This window comes from Nocardioides sp. NPDC101246, assembly GCF_044767415.1.
Taxonomy (GTDB): Bacteria; Actinomycetota; Actinomycetes; order Propionibacteriales; family Nocardioidaceae; genus Nocardioides.
On the sequence record NZ_JBIWNX010000002.1, the window covers coordinates 60870 to 79179 of the forward strand.

Genomic DNA, 18310 nt, shown 5'->3' on the forward strand with positions numbered 1-18310 from the left:
CTGGCATGACGTACTCAACGATCACCGGCGAACGCACCGACACCGCCCAGCGCTCGCTGTGGAACGGCACGACACCCAAGACCAAGTGGCAGGAGTCGTCCTGGGGCAAGCGGATCGCGGCCGTCGCCGCGTTCGCGGTCCCGATCGTGATGGCCGTCGCCACCACCGTCATCCGCAAGAAGGGCACCGACGCCGTGCTGCGACGGATCAAGGGAGGCAAGAAGAAGTGAGGACCAAACGGAACCTCTTGACCTTCGCGCTGGGTGGCGTGGCCGGCTACCTCGTCGGCCGCTACCCCCGCGAGACCCTGGAGAAGGTACGCGGCGGAGCGGGCGTGACCGTTGGCCTGGCCCGTGAGCGGATCGGCATGATGACCGAGGCGATCCCGTTCGCACGGGCCGGCGACCACCGCGCCGTCACCACGCAGCCCCCGGAGACCGGCGACGACGTCATCGACCGCACCTCGACCGCGTACGTCTCTCGTCCGCATCCCTGATTCCGCAGACAGAGAATGGGGCGGGGGGGGCCCCCCCGGGGGGGGGGGGGGGGGGCCCCCCCCCCCCGCCCCCCCCCCCCCCCCCCCCCCCCCCCCCCGCGCGCCCCCCCCCCCCCGGCGGGGGGGGGGCCCCCCGCCCCATTCGCACGGGGAACCAGCGCAGAAACTAGCGCCCCACGGCCTTCTCGAGCTCAGCCTTGTTCATCTTCGAACGCCCCTTGACGTTCTTGTCCTTGGCCTCCTCGTACAGCTGGGCCTTGGTTCGCCCGCCCGAGCCGCGGTGACTGCGTAAGCCACCGCGGCGGCCTGAGGAGATGTCCTTGGTCGAGGTGCGGCTGCGTTCGCGGGACTCTCCCCCGCGGGCGCGCTCCTTGTTCACCGTACGAGCCGCGATCTCCTCGGCGGTGTCCTCGTTCTCACCGCGCTCGAGCAGACCTTCCTTGATGTGCTCGTACTGTCGTTCTCGCTTCTTGCTCCAGGCACGCTGCGGCATCTCAGCTCCTCCCTCTCGGCTGGTCGAAGCGCTCCTCGTCATCGGCGACGCGCTTGTTGCGGCGGGCGTCGTAGAGCCAGGCGGCGACGCCGACCAGCACGACGATCACCCCGATCACGGTGAAGATGGCGGCTTGGGTAGTCATACCTTCCGGTACCCACCGCATGCACCGGTTACGCGGCGACGGCGACCCGCATGCTGCGGATGATCCGGGCCAGAGCGCGGGAGACCTGCGCCTGGGTGGCACCGATCTTCTCGCCGACCTCGGCCTGGGTCAGGCCGTCGACGAAGCGCAGCTGCAGGATCGTCAGGTCTCTCTCACAGAGATCGCCGATCGCCTCCCCCACCAGGACCCGCGCCTCGGCGCGGGCGAAGCCGGGGTCGGCCTCGCCGGACTGCTCGACGAGCGACTCCCACCCGTCGTCCACCCGCTGCGGGGGTGCGCAGCGAGCGAGGTCGCGGAAGCAGCGACGCATCTCGCCCTTGGCCATCGGTACGGCATAGCTCAAGAACGCGCCCTGGGCGGGGTCGTAGCGGCGGGCGGCCTTCACCATCCCCATGCGGGCGGCCTGGCGAAGGTCGTCGGCCTCGACACCGCGGCCCGAGTAGCGGGCGGCCAGCGAGCGTGCCACCGGGAGGTGGCGTACGACAAGATCCTCCTGCTGAGAGGGAGCGAGCGGCGATGCTTCCGGTGTCCTGTCCATGGTTCGAGTCTGTAGCGCGGACCAGCCAGATCTCCACGCTCAGGGGAGAAATGGCCCCCAGGGGTGAGCTCAGCCCCCACAGCACACTCACCCCTGAGGGTTAGAACCGCGGCCCCGGGTCAGTGCCGAGACCGCGGCACCGACAGTGCGATCGTGGTGTTCACCGCCCGAAACGGTGACGGGCGGAAATCACCCAGACTGCGCTGTCGATACGCTATCGGTAACCATCCGGGCCCCCACCGATGCACCCGATTCCGCGGAATTCTCGTCGGGCGGCGCGAATCCGTGGGTGATCGCCCAGCTCACCGCCTGGCTGCGGGTGGTGACGCCGATCTTGCGGTAGGCCTGACGGATGTGACTCTTGAGCGTGTTCACGCTCACGACGAGCTTGTCGGCGATCGCCTTGTTCGACAGTCCCTGGGTGATCAGGGCAAGCACCTCGACCTCACGGACGCTGAGCCCGGCGACCGTGCCGAGCCGGTCCTCGCGCTCCCCGATCGGCTCGCCGGCGGCGGTCATCTCGATGGTGCGTACGAGCTCTCCGGCGTGCACGCTCATCGACACCCAGGCCTGAGCACCGAGCGAGTAGGCCTTGACGCGCAGATCGGGCCGCATGTCACGGCTGAAGATCAGCACCTTGGCGTCCGTCTCCCGCAGCAGATGCACGAGATCGGAACCGTCGGCCAGGTGCAGGCAGAGGGTGTCGTAGAGGATCACGTCGACACCCGGCGCCTTGCTGCGCACCGACGGCAGAGCGGTCACGACCAGCCTGTCGGGATAGTCCGCGAGCATCGTCGTGAGACCACGCATCACCACTTCCTGCGGGCTGACCACAGCCACCCGCAACACCCCCGGCCTCATCACATCTGAACCTTCTCAGATCGGTGGTCAGTTGGACAGGTGTATGGGCAGAACACGCCGCGGGTACCAGGGAAGACGTCCATCCAGACGCCCTGAGACAGGAGCAACTCATGTCCCACGTGACCGAAGAGCTCAAGAAGGCCTCCGAGCTGCCCGAGGGCGACGTGATCAGGATCCTGCTGCACCAGCACGCCGGCATCCGTCAGCTCTGCTCGACGGTGGGCAGCTCCGAGGGCCCGGCCAAGCGTCAGGCGTTCGACGACCTCCGGGTCCTGCTCGCCGTGCACGAGACCGCCGAGCAGCTCGTCGTCCACCCGGTCGCCTCCGCCCACGGCGGCGAGACGCTGGCCATGGCGCTCAACGCCGACGAGAAGGAGACCAGCGAGATGCTGGCCCGGCTCGAGGAGGTCGGCGTCGAGAGCCCCGAGTTCGACGAGAGCTTCCCGATCTTCCAGATCGTGGTCGAGCAGCACACCGAGGAGGAGGAGCGCGTCGAGTTCCCGCTGATCCTTGCGGCGCTTGACGAGCCCGCCCGCTACGCGATGGGCAAGCGGCTGAGCGCGGCCGAGATGGTCGCACCCACCCGCCCGCATCCCGGCGTCGCGGGCTCGGTGCCCAAGCAACTGGCCGCAATGCCGTTCCACTCCATCGTGGACCGCGTCAAGGACGCGCTGAGCCGATCGTGACGTGGCACAGTGGATGCTGAACGGCATCGACGACAACATCGAAGTCTTCAGATTGGAGCAGGAAACATGGTCGAGAAGGAAACCCGGGATCCCGTGACCGGCGCGGACGAGAGCACCGAAGCCCCGATCCCCTTCCCCACCCCGGAGCGGGTAGAGGAAGAAGGCGAAGAGCACGATCGTCAGGACGAGACCGAGGAAGAGACCTTCCCCGCCAGCGACCCGCAGTCCAGCTGGGCCGGTCCTGCGGATCCTCGGGATCGCTGAGGCTCAGGCCAGGCCCCGACGCTCCAGCAGCGGAGCGATCGGGGCCGGCCGGCCGCGCCACTCCGCATAGGACTCCAGCGGGTCCCGGGTGCCGCCGATGCCGATCACATAGCGGACGTACGTCTCGCCGTTCTCCCTGGTCAGGCCGCCGTTCTCCTTGAACCAGGCGACCGTGTCGGCGTCGAGCACCTCGGACCAGATGTAGGAGTAGTAGGCCGAGGCGTAGCCCCCGAAGATGTGCTTGAAGTACGCCGTGTAGTAGCGCGCCCGCACAGCCGGGTTGTCCAGGCCGGCCGCCGCGAGCGTGGCCGCCTCGAACTCCTCGACCGCCTCGGGCGAGGTCGGCACATCGGCCGGACCGAGCTCGTGCCACGCCAGGTCGATCAGGGTGGCGGCGAGATACTCGGAGGTCGCGAACCCCTCGTTGAACGTGGCCGAGGCCTCGAGCTTGCCGAGCACGTCGGCCGGGATCGGCTCGCCGGTCTCGTGGTGTACGGCGTAGTTGGCGAGCACCTCGGGCCAGAGCATCCACATCTCGTTGACCTGGGAGGGGTATTCGACGAAGTCGCGGTAGACCGAGGTGGCCGCGAACCGCGGGTAGGTCGCCCGGGCGAGCAGCCCGTGCAGCGCGTGCCCGAACTCGTGGAAGAGCGTGTTGACCTGGTCGAAGGTGAGCAGCGTCGGCTCCCCCGGCGCCGGCTTGGGCACGTTGAGGTTGTTGGTCACGATCGCTGACGGCTCGCCCAGCAGCGTGTTGGCGGTGACGTAGGAGTTCATCCAGGCACCACCCTTCTTCGAGTCCCGGGTGTAGAGGTCGAGCAGGAAGAGCCCGATCGGCTCGCCGTCGCGGGAGACCTCGAAGACGCGTACCTCGGGGTGGTAGCCCTGCAGGTCGGGCCGCTCCTCGAAGGTCAGCCCGTAGAGCCGGCCGGCGGCGAAGAAGACGCCGTCCCGCAGCACCCGGTCGGCCTCGAACCACGGCCGCAGGACAGCCAGGTCGACGTCGTACTCCGCGACCCTGACCTTCTCCGCGTAGTAGGGCCAGTCCCAGGCCTCGACGGTGCTACCGGCCGAGGCCTCGAGCGCGGTCTGCTCGGCGCGGGCGTTGCGAGCCGCAGGCGCGGCCAGCCGCTCCAGCATGTCGCGAACGGCCTTCGGCGTGCCGGCGGTGTTGTCGGCGGTCACCAGACCGGCGTAGCTGTCGAACCCGAGCAGCTGTGCCTTCTCGGCCCGCAGCCGCAGCGCGTCGAGCGCGATGCCGCGGGTGTCGTTGGCGTTGCCGCGCGAGCCGCGGGCGAGCTGCGCCTCGAACAGCCGCTGGCGGAGCTCTCGGTTCTCCAGCACCGACAGGTAGGGGTGGGCGGTGAACAGGGTCAGCGTGATCAGGAACTTGCCCGCCAGCCCCCGGCCCTCGGCGGCCGCCGCGGCCGCGGAGATCTCCCCCGGCGTCAGCCCGGCGAGCTCCTCGACGGTGTCGACGACCACGGCGAGGTCGTTGGAGTCGGCCTGCGCCGCCTGCCCGAAGGCCGCCTCCAGCCCGGAGATCTCCTGGTTGAGCTCGCGCAGACGCGCCTTCTGCTCCGGCCCCAGCGCGGCGCCGGCGAGGACGAAGTCGCGGTGGTAGCGCTCGACCAGATAGCGGTCCTCCCCCTCGAGGTCCTCCCTCTTCTCGTGGACCGCGTTCACCCGGGCGAAGAGCACGTCGTCGAGGAGCAGCGCGTCGTGGTGGGCCGCCAGCCGCGGAGCGTACGCAGCGTCGAGCTCGTCCAGATCGTCGTCGGAGTCCGCGGAGAGCAGCGAGAAGAAGACCCGCAGGACCCGGTCCAGCCGCTCGCCGGACCGCTCCAGGGCGACCAGGGTGTTCTCGAAGGTGGGCTCCTCGGTGGAGGAGGTGATCGCGGCCAGCGCCGCCAGCTGCTCGGCCATCCCCTGCTCGATCGCCGGGCCGTAGTCCTCGATCGAGATGTCCGCGAAACGCGGCAGACGGTGGGGCAGGTCGCTGGGCTCGAGTAGGGCGTCGATCATGCCGCCAGCTCCGTTGAGGAGAGCGAAGGATACGAAACTGGCGGCATTCGGCTGATTGTCGTTCGCTGGCGCTCACTCATGCCGCGCACGCTATCTGACACAGGTCGAGGTCGTCGTCGCGATATCGGATACCTTGGCGTCATGGCCGACTTCGATGACCTGCTTGCTGCGAACCGCGACTATGCCGAGAAGTTCGACGACGGAGGCTTCGACGGCGTCGCCCACGCCGGGGTCGCCATCGTGACCTGCATGGACTCGCGCATCGAGCCGCTCGCCCTGCTGGGCCTGAGCCTCGGCGACGCCAAGATCTTCCGCAACCCCGGCGGCCGGGTGACCCCGCAGGCGATGGAGGCGCTGGTGCTCGGCGTGCACCTCCTCAACGTCAAGCGCATCCTGGTCGTGCCCCACACCCGCTGTGCGGTCGCCTCCAACTCCGAGGCCGAGCTGCGCGCCAAGCTCGCCGAGTCGGCCGGCCAGGACGCCTCCTGGCTCGACCTGACCGTCGTCGTCGACGACCAGGTCCGCGCGCTCGCCGAGGACGTCGCCAAGGTCCGCTCGCACCCGTTCGTCCCCGAGGACGTCAAGGTCGGCGGGTTCATCTACGACGTCGACACGGGTCTGCTCAACCAGAAGGTCTGAGCCTACGAACCCGCTCTGCGGGTCGAGATCTACCCGCAGAGCGGCTCGGCGGAGTCACTACATCTAGGCCGTACGCACCACCGGGATCGCGTCACGGAGGGCAAAGTCCGAGCTGATGGCGGCAGCGGTCTCGAGCAGGTGCGGGAGATGCTCGCCGAGGAGCGTCTCCACGGTGGTCTCGGCGGCGTGGACGGTGACATTGAGGGCGGCCACGACCCGGCCGGAACCGTCGCGGAGCGGCGCCGCGACCGACCGGATCCCGGCGGCGAGGGCCTCGTCGGTGAGGCACCAGCCGCGGGAGCGGACCTCGGACAGCTCCGCCTCCAGCTCGGTAGGAGTGGGCGTACGCCGCGCCACCACACCCGACCGTGACGGCTGTGCCAGCACGGCCGCGACCTCCTCGGGCGGCATGTCCGAGAGCAGCGTCTTGCCCAGTGACGTGGATGCCGCCGGGAACCGGGTCCCGATCACGACCCCGAGCGTGATGATCTTCGGCACCGCGACCCGGGCGACGTAGACGATGTCGGAGCCGTCCAACTGCGCGACCGACGAGGACTCCCCCGTCAGCGCGACCAGCGCCTCCATATGCGGACGAGCCACGTCCCACAGCCCCATCGAGTGCACGTAGGAGAGGCCCAGCTCGACCACCCGCGGCGTGAGCGAGAACCCGCGAGGCCCGGAGCGTACGTAGCCGAGCTCGTCGAGGGTCAGCAGGATGCGACGCACGGTCGGCCTGGCCAGGCCCGTGCGCGTCGCCAGCTCCGCCACGCTGAGCTCGCGTGCGGTCGCGTCGAAGGCCCGGATCACGTCCAGCCCGCGCGCGAGCGCCTCGATGAAGTCGGGCCCACTGCCCCGCTCAGCCATTTCCCACCTCCGGGGCCAACTGTAAGGCCTGCCACCCTTGACGGCTTCAGGTGACCCAGATCACACTACCGCTATACGGACGCTTGCCCGCTAGTCGGACAGCGTGAGCCTGTCGAAGGGACGAGGTCGTGGCAGACACCCCACCAGGACCGCTCAGCGGACTGCTGGTCGCCGACTTCACCCGCGTCCTGGCCGGGCCGTACGCCACGATGATGATGGCCGACCTGGGCGCCCAGGTCGTCAAGGTCGAGAGTCCGGGCGGCGACGACACCCGCACCTGGATGCCGCCGACGACCGACGAAGGCGTCTCGACCTACTACCTCTCCATCAACCGCAACAAGCGCTCGGTCGTGCTCGACCTGCGCGAGCCGCGCGACCAGCGGGCTGCCCAGGAGCTTGCCCGCCGCGCGGACGTGCTGATCCAGAACTTCAAGCCCGGCGGCCTGGCCCGCTTCGGCCTCGACCACGAGACCGTGGCGGCGACCAACCCCGGGATCGTGTACGCCTCGATCAGCGGCTTCGGCGCCGGTGCGGGCGCCCACCTGCCCGGCTATGACCTGCTGGTCCAGGCGATGTCCGGCCTGATGAGCCTGACCGGCTCCCCCGACGGCCCCGCCTACCGCGCTGGGATCTCGGTCTTCGACGTGATGACCGGGATGCATGCCCTGATCGGCGTCCTGGCGGCTCTTCGCGAGCGGGACGCGTCCGGGCAGGGGCAGCACGTCGAGGTCAACCTGCTCTCCTCGGCGCTCTCCGGCCTGGTCAACCAGACCGGGGCGTACGCCGCCGCCGGCGTCACACCGCATCGGATGGGCAACGCCCACCCCAGCCTGTTCCCCTACGAGCCGATGCCCACCGCCGACGGCGACCTGATCATCATCGCCGGGAACGACCGGCAGTACACCGCGCTCTGCTCAGCTCTCGGGGCCTCCGAGCTCGCGGCAGATGAGCGGTTCCGGACCGTCGCGGACCGCACCCGCAACCGCGACCTGCTGCGGCCGCTCCTGGAGAAGCAGCTGGCGAAGCGTACGCGGTCCGAATGGTTCGGCATCCTCAACGACGCCGGGATCCCGGCAGGACCGATCAACACCATCGCCGAAGGGTTCGCGCTGGCCGACGGCCTCGGGCTGGAGCCGCGGGTGGAGATCGACGGCCTGGGGTCGGTGCGCAACCCGCTGCGGTTCTCTCGCTCCGGGCTGCGCTACGACCTCCCACCGCCCGAGGTCGGGCAGGACAGCGCGGAGATCCGCGCCTGGCTGGAGGGCGACTCATGAGCGAGGACCAGGGCTTTCCCACGTCGCTCGGCATGTCGACGACCTCGACCATCACCCTGCTCGGCGAGGACATCGCCGACCTGATGGCCACCCACAGCCTCACCGAGCTGGTCTACCGGATGGTGACCCTGCGCCCGCCGACCAAGGGTCAGGCGCGTCTCCTGGACGCCTGCCTGATCGCGCTGGCCGACCATGGCTTCACCCCCACCGCGATCGCCGCTCGGCTCACCTATCTCTCCGCCCCCGACTCCGTCCAGGGCGCACTCGCCGCCGGACTGCTCGGCGGCGGATCCCGTTTCCTCGGCGTCACCGAGGACTGCGGAGAGTTCCTCCACGAGGTCGTCGAGACCTTCGACGGACTCGACGACCCGCCCCCGACGTCACAGGCCTGGGACGAGATCGCCCGCGAGGTGGTGGCCGAGGCCAAGGCGGAGCACCGGATCATTCCCGGCCTCGGCCACCCGGTCCACAAGGAGCAGGACCCGCGAACGCCGGCGCTGGTGGAGATCGCCGCCGAGGAGGGCTGCTACGGCCCCCACCTGGCCCTCTTCGAGGCGATCGGGCGCGTCCACCCGGAGATCCTCGGTCGCAGGCTGGTCCTCAACGGCGCAGGTGTCGTCGGCGCCGCCCTGGCTGACATCGGCCTCCCGATCCGGCTGCTACGCGGCTTCGCGCTGCTCGCCCGCGCTGCCGGCCTTCTCGGCCAACTCGCCGAGGAGGAGCGGATGCCCGTCGCCCGCGACATCTACGACCTGGTCGAGGAGAACGCCGTCTTCGTCGACCCCACCGCCGCCCGAGAGGAGGATGGCGATGGTTGACCTCGGACTTCTCATCCTCCGTCTCGTTCTTGCCGCGCTTCTGGTCGGCCACTCGATGCAGAAGCTCGCCGGCTGGTTCCAGGGCATGGGCCCTGCCAGGACCGGGGAGGTCTTCGAGACCTGGGGCTTCCGCCCCGGCCGCCCGATGGCCGTGCTGGCCGGGGTCTGCGAGCTCGTCGGTGCTCTGCTGATCGCCACCGGCCTGCTCACCCCCCTGGGCTGCGCGATCGTGATCGGCACCATGATCGTGGCCGCCTCCCCCAACGCCGCCAACGGGCTGTGGGCCCACCTGGGAGGGTGCGAGGTGCCGGTCGTCTACGCGCTCATCGCCGCCGTCCTCGCGATCACCGGCCCCGGCGCGTACGCGCTCGACGAGGCGCTCGGACTGCCCGCCGAGCCATGGACCGCGGCGGCCGCGATCGCTCTCGGTGTGCTCGCCTCCATCCCGCCGCTGCTCCGCCGACGACCGGCGCCGAACGCCTGAAAGAGACCCCATGGCTCAGCTCGTCGCGATCCTCGCCACCACTCACCACCCCTTCTACTACAAGACCAGCCTGATGCCCGCGGAGGACGCACCGCCTTTCGCCGCGGAGTGGAAGGCCAAGGTCGCCACCTATCGCGAGACCCTGACACGGGCCCGGCCGGACGTGCTGGTCATGGTCGGCAGCGACCACTTCCATCAGCTCTGGCTCGACAACATGCCGCAGTTCATGGTCGGGAAGGCGCCGTTCTACGACGCCAACTGGGACAACGAGGTCCGCGAGTTCGGGCTGCCCAAGATGCTGCTGCGCGGGGACGAGGAGCTCTCGGCCTACATGCTCCGCGAGGGGCTCGACCGGGGCTTCGACCTGGGCTTCTCCAACGAGCTGAGGGTCGACCACTCGATCACCTGCCCGATCATCACGGTCCGCCCCGACGCGGACCTCCCGATCGTGCCGGTCTACACCAACATCTTCGCCCCGCCGCTGCCACAGCCAGAGCGTTTCGTACGCCTCGGGCAGACCATCCGCGAGATCATCGACGCCTGGCCGAGTGATCTCAGGGTTGCCGTGATCGGCACCGGACACCTCTCCTTGGAACTGGGCGGGCCGCGGCAGTTCGGGCCGACCGGACCGGACCCGGAGTTCGACGCGCAGGCCGTGGAATGGATCAGCTCGGGCGACATCGACGGCTGCCTGGCAGGCGTGACCCTGGAGTCCCTGCACCAGCCGGGCAACGCGACCCACGGGTTCATGGACTTCATGCTGATGATGGGCGTGGCCGGCTACGAGCGCGCCGACCACGCGGACCACCTCTCGCTGTTCCACACCATGGAGGCGTACTTCACCTGGTATCCGAACCCGCACCTGGTCGAAGGGGCCTGAGCATGAGCAAGTACCTGCTGAACAAGTTCCTGTTCACCATCGACCGCGAGCACACGCTGACCGAGCGCTACCGCGAGGACCCGCGCGGCACCGTGGAGTGGTGGGAGGCCGAGATGGCCAACCGGATCCTCAACGCCTGCACGTCCGAGGCCTCCACCTGGCTCCGCTTCACCGACGAGGAGCGCGAGGCCCTGGCGACGCATGACCAGGTACGCCTCTTCGCGCTCGGCGCGCACCCCTTCCTGACCCTCACGCTCTGGATCGCGATGTTCGAGCGTGACTTCGACGAGCCTCTCGGGATGCAGCTCGACTATGCCCGGAAGCTGGCCGCTTTCGGTCTTCCGTATCCCGACATCACCACCTGAGAGGTTCGACATGAGCGACCCCACCATCGATTCGGCTCCCGCTGTCTGCTTCCGCCACGGCCTCGTCCTGACCATGGACGACGCCCGCACCGTCCTTCCCGACGCCGACGTCCTCGTCGTCGGCACCGACATCGCCGCCGTCGGACCCGCGCTCCAGGTGCCCGAGGGCACCGTCGAGGTCGACGCCTCCGGCGGCATCGTGATGCCGGGGATGATCGACACCCACCGGCACATGTGGCAGACCGCGATGCGCGGCTACGGTGCCGACTGGACCCTGACCCAGTACTTCGTCTGGAACTACCTGGAGCACGGCAGGAAGTTCCGCCCTCAGGACATCTACGCCGGCAACCTGCTCAGCGCCGTCGAGGCGCTCGACGCCGGGGTCACCACCAGCGTCGACTGGTCCCACAACCTGCACACCGTCGACCACGCCGAGGCCGCGACCGACGCGCTGGAGGAGGTCCCGGGGCGGTTCGTGCTGGCGTACGGCAACATCCAGGCCGGCCCCTGGGAGTGGTCGTCGACCCCGGAGTTCAGAAGCTTCGTGGAACGGCGGATGCCGCGTTCGGAGATGCTCGGCTTCCAGATGGCCTTCGACGTCACCGGCGACCCGAAGTTCCCGGAGCAGGCGGCTTTCGAGGTCGCCCGTGACCTCGGCGCGACCGTGACCACGCACGCCGGGGTGTGGGGCGCGACCAACGACGACGGCATCCGGCTGATGTATGAGCACGGCTTCATGACGCCGGGGACCGTCTACGTCCACGCCGCCACGCTCAGCGACGACTCCTACCAGCGCATCGCCGCCACCGGTGGATACGCGTCGGTCGCAGCCGAGTCCGAGGCCAGCTGCGGTCAGGGCTACCCGTCCTCGTGGGCGCTGCGCCGCCACGGCATCCCGCTGTCGCTCTCGGTCGACACCAGCGTGTGGTGGAGCTCCGACCCGTTCTCCGCGATGCGTTCCACCCTCAACGCCGACCGCACCCGTGAGCACCACGAGGCCCACGCGACCGGCGAGACCGTGACCCATATCGGCGTACGCGCGCAGGACGTCGTCGGCTGGGCCACGCGCGGCGGGGCCGCTGCCCTCGGCCTCAGCAGCCTCGTCGGCAGCCTCGAGCCCGGCAAGCGCGCCGACGTGGTGCTGCTCAAGAACGACGCCTCGCCTGCGATGTTCCCGATCCTCAACCCGTACGGCCATGTCGTCTTCCAGGCCGGCCGGGGTGACGTCCACACCGTCGTCGTCAACGGTCGCGTGGTCAAGCACGAGGGGGTACTGCTTCTCGACCGCCACCTGGCTCGAGCCCGCGACTCGGTCGCCGAGACCGTGACCTACCTGCAGGAGACCCTCGGCGCCGAGGAGTGGCTGGCCGGGATGAGCCCCGACATCCCCGAATCCAAGGTGCTCGACAACCCCTACACCTACACCGAGTACGCCTCGGACACGACCCACACCGGCTGACGCGGCCGGCAATTCCGGTGCGCCGTCACCACTGGGGCGGCAGAGTTGAGGCGTGAACCTCACCGACCCCGCGGCCGACGCACCGGCACAGCGTGAGATCGCCGCCCAGGCGATCGACCTGCACAAGACCTACGGCAAGGGCGCCGCGGAGGTCCGCGCGCTCGACGGCGTGAGCGTGGATCTCTACGCGGGGCAGTTCACCGCCATCATGGGCCCCTCGGGCTCGGGCAAGTCGACGCTGATGCACTGCCTGGCCGCGCTCGACAAACCCACGACGGGCGAGGTGATCGTCGGCGGCCGCAAGCTCGGCAAGCTGCGCGACCGCCGCCTGACGTCGCTGCGGCGCGACAAGATCGGGTTCGTCTTCCAGGCGTTCAACCTGGTGCCGACGCTGACCGCGCAGGAGAACATCCTGCTGCCGCTCTCCTTGGCCCGGAAGAAGCCGGACCCGGGGTGGTTCGACCAGGTCATCGACACGGTCGACCTGCGACCGCGGCTCTCGCACAAGCCGAGCGAGCTCTCCGGTGGACAGCAGCAGCGGGTCGCCTGTGCCCGGGCGTTGGTCTCCAAGCCCGACATCGTCTTCGCCGACGAGCCGACCGGCAACCTCGACTCCACCTCGGCCGCCCAGGTGCTCGACTTCCTGCGCCACAGCGTCGACGACCTGGGCCAGACCATCGTCATGGTCTCCCACGACCCGGTGGCCGCCTCCTACTGCGACCGGGTGATCTTCCTGGCCGACGGCCGGATCGTCGACGAGCTGGCCAAGCCGAGCCGCGAGGAGATCCTGGCCCACATGGCCGACCTGCAGGCGCGTGCGATGGGCCTGGACCCGATCCGCGAAGGCGCCTGAGGTGCTTCGGCTCACACTGCGCAACCTCGCCGCGCACAAGGTGCGCCTGCTCATGTCGACGCTCGCGATCGTCCTGGGGGTGGCGTTCCTGGCCGGCGTACTCACCTTCTCGCACGGGCTCGACCGCACCTTCTCCGGGATCATCAACGGCTCCACGCCCGACGGCCAGGTACGCCCGACCAACAGCGCCAGCTCGGCCGAGGCCAGCCGCCCCGGCGCCGGCGGCGCGGCCACGCTGGGACCGGAGGCCATCGAGAGGCTGCGTACGCTGCCGGAGGTCGCTCGCGCCGACGGGGTGGTCCAGGGTGCGGGGCTCTATGTGCTCGACACCGACGACAAGCTGGTCAGCAGCTCCGGTGCCCCGACGCTGGCCTTCAACCACACCGGAACCCCCAACCTGCTCGGCGAGCCGTCGCTCGAGCTCATCGAGGGAAGCTGGCCGACCGGAACGAAGGAGCTCGTCCTCGACGAGGCGACCGCGGAGAAGGCCGGCTACCAGGTGGGCGACTCCGTCACCCTGATCGCACCCCAGGGCGAGACCCGCCGCAAGGTCACCCTCACCGGCACCGCCTCCTTCAACGGCGGTGGCACGGCCGGCGCGCAGCTGCTGATCTTCAGCACGGCCGGCGCCCAGAGCCTGTTCACCGAAGGCAAGGACGTCTACTCCGGGATCTCGTTGACCGCCGCCCCCGGGGTCAGCCAGAAGGAGCTCGTCGCGGCCGCGAACACGGTGGTCCCGAAGGGGTTCGAGGCCGTCACCGGCGACAAGATGGTCGAGGAGTCCGAGGACGCGATCGGTGAGTTCCTCGACGTGATCTCGGTCTTCCTGATCGTCTTCGCGGTGATCGCGGTCATCGTCGGCGCCTTCATCATCGTCAACACCTTCTCGATCCTGATCGCGCAGCGCTCCCGCCAGCTGGCGCTGCTGCGCGCCCTGGGGGCCTCCCGTCGCCAGGTCACGACCTCGGTGCTCTTCGAGGCGCTGGTGATGTCGCTGGTCGCGGCCACCATCGGCGTCCTCGCCGGCTGGGGGCTCGCCCACGGCCTGGCCGCCGCCTTCCGTCAGGCCGGCCTGGAGATCGCCTCCGACGTCCTCGTCCTCACCCCGCGCACCATCTGGATCTCCTACGCCGTGGGCGTCCTCGTCACCCTCGCCGCGGCCCTGCTCCCCTCCCGCCGGGCCGGGAAGGTCCCGCCGGTGGCGGCGATGCGCGAGGACACCCAGCCTCCGGCCAGATCCACCATCCTGCGTACGTCGGTGGGGCTCGTCCTGCTGGCCGCCGGGCTCGTGATCGCGGCGGTGCCACGGATCGGGGTCCCGGAGATCAGTCTTCCCGGCGGGTTCGACGTACCGACGAGCCCGGCGCTGTGGGTGGGTGTCGGGGCCGGGATCTCGATCCTCTCGGTCGCCTGGATCAGCGCGTTCCTGGGCCGTCCGGTCCTGGCGGCGCTGCGTACGGTCTCGGGGGCGCTCTTCGGGATGACCGGCAAGCTGGCCGGCCAGAACGCGATGCGCGACCCACGGCGCACCGGCGCCACCGCGTCGGCGCTGATGATCGGGTTGGCGCTGGTCTCGCTGATCGGCGTGCTCGCCGCCTCGATGAACGCCTCGATATCGGACGTGGTCGAGGAACAGTTCAAGCCCGACCTGGTCGTGCAGAGCCCGACCTTCACCCCGTTCCCGACCTCGATCGGCGACGAGATGGAGAAGGTCGAGGGCGTGGCCACCGTCTCGCGTTCGCAGATCGCCCAGGCCGTCGTCGGCGAGGTGGACCTGCAGAACCCGAAGAAGAACGAGGTCGCGTTCCTCTTCGGCGTCGACGAGCACCTGTCGCAGGTCTATGACCTGGACGTGCTCGAGGGCAGCGAGGACCTCAAGCCCGGGCAGGTGCTGGTCACCGACGAGGCCGCGAAGGAGCACGACTGGCGCCTCGGCGACCGCATCGACCTCACCTTCGTCAGCGGCCGCCAGCAGCACCCGCAGATCAGCGGGATCATCGCCCGCACCCAGGTCACCGGCGACATCACGATGCGCATCGAGGACCTCGTCACGGCCAAGGTGCCGCGCGAGGACGCCTCCCTGAGCATCATGCTCGCCCGCGGAGCCGACCCCGCCGTCGTCCACGAGCGTCTCGACAAGCTCGTCGAGGATCGCCCGGTGGTCGCGGTGCAGGACAAGGACGAGTTCGCCGAGTCGATCAAGGGGCAGGTCAACCAGCTGCTCTACATGATCTACGGCCTGCTCGCGCTGGCGATCGTGATCGCCGTGATCGGCATCGTCAACACCCTCGGCCTCAGCGTCATCGAGCGCACTCGCGAGATCGGGCTGCTGCGCGCGATCGGCCTCTCCCGGGGCCAGCTGCGCCGGATGATCACCCTGGAGTCGGTGACGATCGCGGTCCTCGGCGCGGTCCTCGGGCTCGCCCTCGGGGTGCTCTTCGGGGTGCTGCTGCGCGACGCGCTGCGCGAAGACCTCACCAGCCTGTGGGTGCCGCTCGACCAGCTGGCCGTCTTCTTGGCGATCGCCGTCGTCGTCGGCGTCCTGGCCGCGCTCCTGCCCGCCATTCGCGCAGGAAGGGAAGACGTCCTCAAGGCCATCGCCTCGGAGTAGTGTGCTTCGGGTGAGCACCGAGCACACCACAGACCTGCCCGAACCCACCCTCCGCGTCCACGAGCCGGAGACGGCCGCGGTGGGGATTCCCGGGGTGGCCCACTCGATGGAGTACGCGCTGCGCGAGATGGGCCCCAGGCGCAGCCTGCAGACGCTGCTCCAGGTCAACCAGGTCGGCGGCTTCGACTGTCCCTCCTGCGCCTGGCCGGACCCCGACCATCGCAAGGCGGCCGAGTTCTGCGAGAACGGCGCCAAGGCGGTGGCGTGGGAGGCGACCCGCAAGCGGGTCGACCGCGACTTCTTCGCGGCCAACTCGGTCTCCTCGCTCAACGAGCGCGACGACCACTGGCTGGAGTCGCAGGGCCGGCTGACCGAGCCGATGTACATCGCCCCCGGCGAGACCCACTACTCCCCCATCACCTGGTCCGAGGCGATCTCGCTGATCGCCGATCGCATGCGCGCGGCCGACCCCGACCGTTCGGTCTTCTACACCTCCGGCCGCGCGTCCAACGAGGCCGCGTTCGTCTACCAGCTGCTCGCCCGCCAGCTCGGAACCAACAACCTGCCCGACTGCTCCAACATGTGCCACGAGTCCAGCGGCACCGCGCTCGGCGAGGTCATCGGCATCGGCAAGGGCACGGTCACCTACGACGACCTCGCCGAACACTCCGACCTGATCTTCGTGGTCGGCCAGAACCCCGGCACCAACCACCCGCGGATGCTGACCGCCCTCGAGTCCGCCAAGGAGAACGGCGCCAAGATCGTCTCGGTCAACCCGCTGCGCGAGGCCGGGATGGGGCGGTTCCGCAACCCCCAGACCGTACGCGGCGTCAGCGGCGTCGGCACCCAGCTCGCCGACGTCCACGTGCCCGTGCAGGTCAACGGCGACCTCGCGCTGTTCGCCGGGATCAACAAGCTGCTCGTCGAGCGCGACGCCATCGCGCACCCGTTCCTCGAGGAGCACACCGACGGGTTCGAGGTCGCGGCGCAGGCCTGGGCGGCGATGGAGTGGGACGAGATCACCCGGCTCAGCGGCATCTCACGGGAGGAGATCGAGTCCCTCACCGACCTGGTCGAGTCCCGCGAGCGCGTCATCGTGTGCTGGGCGATGGGCCTGACCCAGCACAAGAACTCGGTCGCCACGATCCGCGAGATCGCCTCGTTCCTGCTGCTGCGGGGCAACATCGGCAAGCCCGGCGCCGGCGCCTGCCCGGTCCGCGGCCACTCCAACGTGCAGGGCGACCGCACCATGGGCATCTGGGAGAAGCCGCCGGCGCGGTTCCTGGACGCGATCGGTGACGAGTTCGGCATCACGCCACCGCGCGAGGACGGTTTCGACGTCGTCGCCGCCATCGAGGCGATGCGCGACGGCGCCGTCGACGTCTTCCTCGCCCTGGGCGGCAACTTCGCCGCCGCGACCCCCGACACCGCCGTCACCACGGCGGCCCTGGCCAACGTCGGCCTCACCGTCCAGATCTCGACCAAGCTCAACCGCAGCCACCTCCACCACGGCCGCGAGGGCCTGATCCTCCCCTGCTTGGGCCGCACCGAGCGCGACGAGACCGGCGGCCGCGAGCAGTACGTCACCGTCGAGGACTCGATGGGCATGGTCCACGCCTCCCACGGCCGCCTGCTTCCGGGCTCCAAGGAGCTGCGCAGCGAGGTCGGCATCGTCTGCGCCATCGGCGAGGCGCTGTTCGGCTCGGACCAGGGCATCGACTGGGCCACGATGGGCGTGGACTACTCCCGGATCCGCTGGCACATCTCCGCGGTGGTCCCCGGGTTCGAGGACTTCGAGACCCGGCTGAAGGTGCCCGGAGGCTTCGCGCTGCCGAACGGCCCGCGCGACTCGCGCACCTTCGACACCGCGACCGGACGCGCCCGGGTCACCGCCAACCCGCTGACCGCGGTCACGGCTCCGCCGGGCCACCTGCTGCTGCAGACGCTGCGCTCCCACGACCAGTTCAACACCACGGTCTACGGCTACAACGACCGCTACCGGGGCATCAAGGGCGGGCGCCACGTCGTCTTCGTCAACCCCGAGGACCTCCGCGAGCTCGGCATCGCCGACGGCGACACCGTCGACATCGTCTCGGTCTGGACCGACGGCGAGCGCCGCGCCGAGGGCTTCCGTGTCGTCGCCTACGCCACCCCTCGCGGCTCCACCGCGGCGTACTTCCCCGAGACGAACGTCCTCATCCCGCTCGACTCCTACGCCGACGGCAGCCGCACCCCGACCTCGAAGTCGGTCGTGGTTCGCCTAGCCCCGCGCCGAGTCGGCTCATCCTGACCTGAAATCCAGCCGAGTCGGCTCATCCTGACCACAACCCCCGTCGAGTCGGCGCGTCATGACGCGCCGACTCGGCGATGAATCACGTCAGTTCGCGCCGACTCGGCCGGCAGGAATTACTTTGCCGCGGCCGATGTTGATGCCTATCGTGATCCGCATGTTCCGCGTGGTTTCCGAGTTCGACCTGTCAGGCAAGAGCCTGACGGGCGCTCCCACGTGGGCTCCGTCAGTCGATTGCACCGGC

General features: G+C 69.7%; 20 protein-coding genes. 14 read left to right on the forward strand and 6 right to left on the reverse strand.

The genetic code is table 11. The features are described 5' to 3' along the window. Positions 1-5: 5 nt before the first annotated feature. Together ACIRON_RS03410 and ACIRON_RS03415 are read left to right on the forward strand one after the other, a co-directional pair. On the forward strand, positions 6-230 hold the full coding sequence (locus ACIRON_RS03410) for a hypothetical protein (RefSeq protein WP_402988977.1): 225 nt from the start codon (positions 6-8) through the stop codon (positions 228-230). Then, on the forward strand, positions 227-496 hold the full coding sequence (locus tag ACIRON_RS03415; RefSeq protein WP_402988980.1) for a hypothetical protein: 270 nt from the start codon (positions 227-229) through the stop codon (positions 494-496). Before ACIRON_RS03410 ends, ACIRON_RS03415 begins: the two co-directional genes overlap by 4 nt. 166 nt (positions 497-662) lie before the next feature. On the opposite strand, the gene ACIRON_RS03420 is transcribed toward ACIRON_RS03415, so the two are convergent. From ACIRON_RS03420 to ACIRON_RS03435, 4 genes are all read right to left on the reverse strand, one after another. After that, positions 663-989: a plasmid stabilization protein gene (locus ACIRON_RS03420; protein ID WP_378730072.1), complete on the reverse strand. Its 327-nt coding sequence runs from the start codon at positions 987-989 to the stop codon at positions 663-665. A gap of 1 nt (position 990) precedes the next feature. Further along, on the reverse strand, positions 991-1134 hold the full coding sequence (locus ACIRON_RS03425) for a hypothetical protein (protein ID WP_402988984.1): 144 nt from the start codon (positions 1132-1134) through the stop codon (positions 991-993). A 28-nt stretch (positions 1135-1162) separates the two neighbouring features. Next, positions 1163-1693 (reverse strand): sigma-70 family RNA polymerase sigma factor, encoded by a 531-nt coding sequence (locus ACIRON_RS03430; protein ID WP_402988987.1) that lies wholly within the window; start codon positions 1691-1693, stop codon positions 1163-1165. Positions 1694-1882: 189 nt separating this feature from the next. Continuing rightward, a complete protein-coding gene (locus ACIRON_RS03435) occupies positions 1883-2503 on the reverse strand; it encodes a response regulator transcription factor (protein WP_402988990.1) in 621 nt (206 codons plus the stop codon). Positions 2504-2664: 161 nt separating this feature from the next. Here ACIRON_RS03435 and ACIRON_RS03440 point away from each other — a divergent pair, with 161 nt between their 5' ends. Both ACIRON_RS03440 and ACIRON_RS03445 read left to right on the forward strand, forming a co-directional pair. Beyond that, complete coding sequence (locus tag ACIRON_RS03440) at positions 2665-3240, forward strand: hemerythrin domain-containing protein (RefSeq protein WP_402988993.1); 576 nt, start codon at positions 2665-2667, stop codon at positions 3238-3240. Between the two features lie 66 nt (positions 3241-3306). Next, entirely contained in the window at positions 3307-3504 is a 198-nt protein-coding gene (locus ACIRON_RS03445) for a hypothetical protein (protein WP_402988996.1), read from the forward strand. Positions 3505-3507: 3 nt separating this feature from the next. Here ACIRON_RS03445 and ACIRON_RS03450 read toward each other — a convergent pair whose 3' ends face one another. Beyond that, positions 3508-5529 carry a M3 family metallopeptidase gene (locus tag ACIRON_RS03450; RefSeq protein WP_402988999.1) on the reverse strand — a complete coding sequence of 674 codons (2022 nt, stop codon included), beginning with the start codon at positions 5527-5529 and terminating at the stop codon, positions 3508-3510. A 141-nt stretch (positions 5530-5670) separates the two neighbouring features. Here ACIRON_RS03450 and ACIRON_RS03455 point away from each other — a divergent pair, with 141 nt between their 5' ends. Continuing rightward, positions 5671-6168 (forward strand): beta-class carbonic anhydrase, encoded by a 498-nt coding sequence (locus tag ACIRON_RS03455; protein ID WP_402989002.1) that lies wholly within the window; start codon positions 5671-5673, stop codon positions 6166-6168. 63 nt (positions 6169-6231) lie between these two features. Here ACIRON_RS03455 and ACIRON_RS03460 read toward each other — a convergent pair whose 3' ends face one another. Then, positions 6232-7032 (reverse strand): IclR family transcriptional regulator C-terminal domain-containing protein, encoded by an 801-nt coding sequence (locus ACIRON_RS03460; RefSeq protein WP_402989005.1) that lies wholly within the window; start codon positions 7030-7032, stop codon positions 6232-6234. A 128-nt stretch (positions 7033-7160) separates the two neighbouring features. Between ACIRON_RS03460 and ACIRON_RS03465 the strand changes: the two genes are divergently transcribed. From ACIRON_RS03465 to ACIRON_RS03505, 9 genes are read left to right on the forward strand one after another with little or no spacing between them, the layout of a single operon-like run. Continuing rightward, positions 7161-8306: a CaiB/BaiF CoA transferase family protein gene (locus tag ACIRON_RS03465; protein WP_402989008.1), complete on the forward strand. Its 1146-nt coding sequence runs from the start codon at positions 7161-7163 to the stop codon at positions 8304-8306. Continuing rightward, a complete protein-coding gene (locus ACIRON_RS03470; RefSeq protein ID WP_402989011.1) occupies positions 8303-9124 on the forward strand; it encodes a citryl-CoA lyase in 822 nt (273 codons plus the stop codon). Before ACIRON_RS03465 ends, ACIRON_RS03470 begins: the two co-directional genes overlap by 4 nt. Beyond that, complete coding sequence (locus ACIRON_RS03475) at positions 9117-9608, forward strand: DoxX family protein (protein WP_402989014.1); 492 nt, start codon at positions 9117-9119, stop codon at positions 9606-9608. Before ACIRON_RS03470 ends, ACIRON_RS03475 begins: the two co-directional genes overlap by 8 nt. Before the next feature lie 10 nt (positions 9609-9618). Then, a complete protein-coding gene (locus tag ACIRON_RS03480) occupies positions 9619-10488 on the forward strand; it encodes a hypothetical protein (protein ID WP_402989017.1) in 870 nt (289 codons plus the stop codon). Positions 10489-10490: 2 nt separating this feature from the next. Then, positions 10491-10853, forward strand: a complete 363-nt coding sequence (locus ACIRON_RS03485) for a hypothetical protein (protein WP_402989020.1) — start codon at positions 10491-10493, stop codon at positions 10851-10853. Between the two features lie 10 nt (positions 10854-10863). Beyond that, positions 10864-12312 (forward strand): amidohydrolase family protein, encoded by a 1449-nt coding sequence (locus ACIRON_RS03490; protein ID WP_402989023.1) that lies wholly within the window; start codon positions 10864-10866, stop codon positions 12310-12312. A gap of 52 nt (positions 12313-12364) precedes the next feature. After that, on the forward strand, positions 12365-13165 hold the full coding sequence (locus tag ACIRON_RS03495; RefSeq protein WP_402989026.1) for an ABC transporter ATP-binding protein: 801 nt from the start codon (positions 12365-12367) through the stop codon (positions 13163-13165). Position 13166: 1 nt separating this feature from the next. Beyond that, the gene (locus ACIRON_RS03500; RefSeq protein ID WP_402989029.1) at positions 13167-15776 is read left to right on the forward strand and encodes an ABC transporter permease; all 2610 of its coding nucleotides are present in this window, start codon (positions 13167-13169) and stop codon (positions 15774-15776) included. Between the two features lie 10 nt (positions 15777-15786). Then, positions 15787-18066, forward strand: a complete 2280-nt coding sequence (locus tag ACIRON_RS03505) for an FdhF/YdeP family oxidoreductase (protein WP_402989032.1) — start codon at positions 15787-15789, stop codon at positions 18064-18066. The last annotated feature ends 244 nt before the right edge of the window (positions 18067-18310 follow it).

Excerpts from the sequence above, each read along its gene's own strand:
- ACIRON_RS03450 (WP_402988999.1), bottom strand. The coding sequence starts at position 5,529 with ATGATCGACGCCCTACTCGAGCCCAGCGACCTGCCCCACCGTCTGCCG.
- ACIRON_RS03425 (WP_402988984.1), bottom strand. The coding sequence starts at position 1,134 with ATGACTACCCAAGCCGCCATCTTCACCGTGATCGGGGTGATCGTCGTG.
- ACIRON_RS03470 (WP_402989011.1), top strand. The coding sequence starts at position 8,303 with ATGAGCGAGGACCAGGGCTTTCCCACGTCGCTCGGCATGTCGACGACC.
- ACIRON_RS03490 (WP_402989023.1), top strand. The coding sequence starts at position 10,864 with ATGAGCGACCCCACCATCGATTCGGCTCCCGCTGTCTGCTTCCGCCAC.
- ACIRON_RS03430 (WP_402988987.1), bottom strand. The coding sequence starts at position 1,693 with ATGGACAGGACACCGGAAGCATCGCCGCTCGCTCCCTCTCAGCAGGAG.
- ACIRON_RS03445 (WP_402988996.1), top strand. The coding sequence starts at position 3,307 with ATGGTCGAGAAGGAAACCCGGGATCCCGTGACCGGCGCGGACGAGAGC.
- ACIRON_RS03460 (WP_402989005.1), bottom strand. The coding sequence starts at position 7,032 with ATGGCTGAGCGGGGCAGTGGGCCCGACTTCATCGAGGCGCTCGCGCGC.
- ACIRON_RS03485 (WP_402989020.1), top strand. The coding sequence starts at position 10,491 with ATGAGCAAGTACCTGCTGAACAAGTTCCTGTTCACCATCGACCGCGAG.
- ACIRON_RS03480 (WP_402989017.1), top strand. The coding sequence starts at position 9,619 with ATGGCTCAGCTCGTCGCGATCCTCGCCACCACTCACCACCCCTTCTAC.
- ACIRON_RS03420 (WP_378730072.1), bottom strand. The coding sequence starts at position 989 with ATGCCGCAGCGTGCCTGGAGCAAGAAGCGAGAACGACAGTACGAGCAC.
- ACIRON_RS03455 (WP_402989002.1), top strand. The coding sequence starts at position 5,671 with ATGGCCGACTTCGATGACCTGCTTGCTGCGAACCGCGACTATGCCGAG.
- ACIRON_RS03475 (WP_402989014.1), top strand. The coding sequence starts at position 9,117 with ATGGTTGACCTCGGACTTCTCATCCTCCGTCTCGTTCTTGCCGCGCTT.
- ACIRON_RS03410 (WP_402988977.1), top strand. The coding sequence starts at position 6 with ATGACGTACTCAACGATCACCGGCGAACGCACCGACACCGCCCAGCGC.
- ACIRON_RS03440 (WP_402988993.1), top strand. The coding sequence starts at position 2,665 with ATGTCCCACGTGACCGAAGAGCTCAAGAAGGCCTCCGAGCTGCCCGAG.
- ACIRON_RS03435 (WP_402988990.1), bottom strand. The coding sequence starts at position 2,503 with ATGCGTGGTCTCACGACGATGCTCGCGGACTATCCCGACAGGCTGGTC.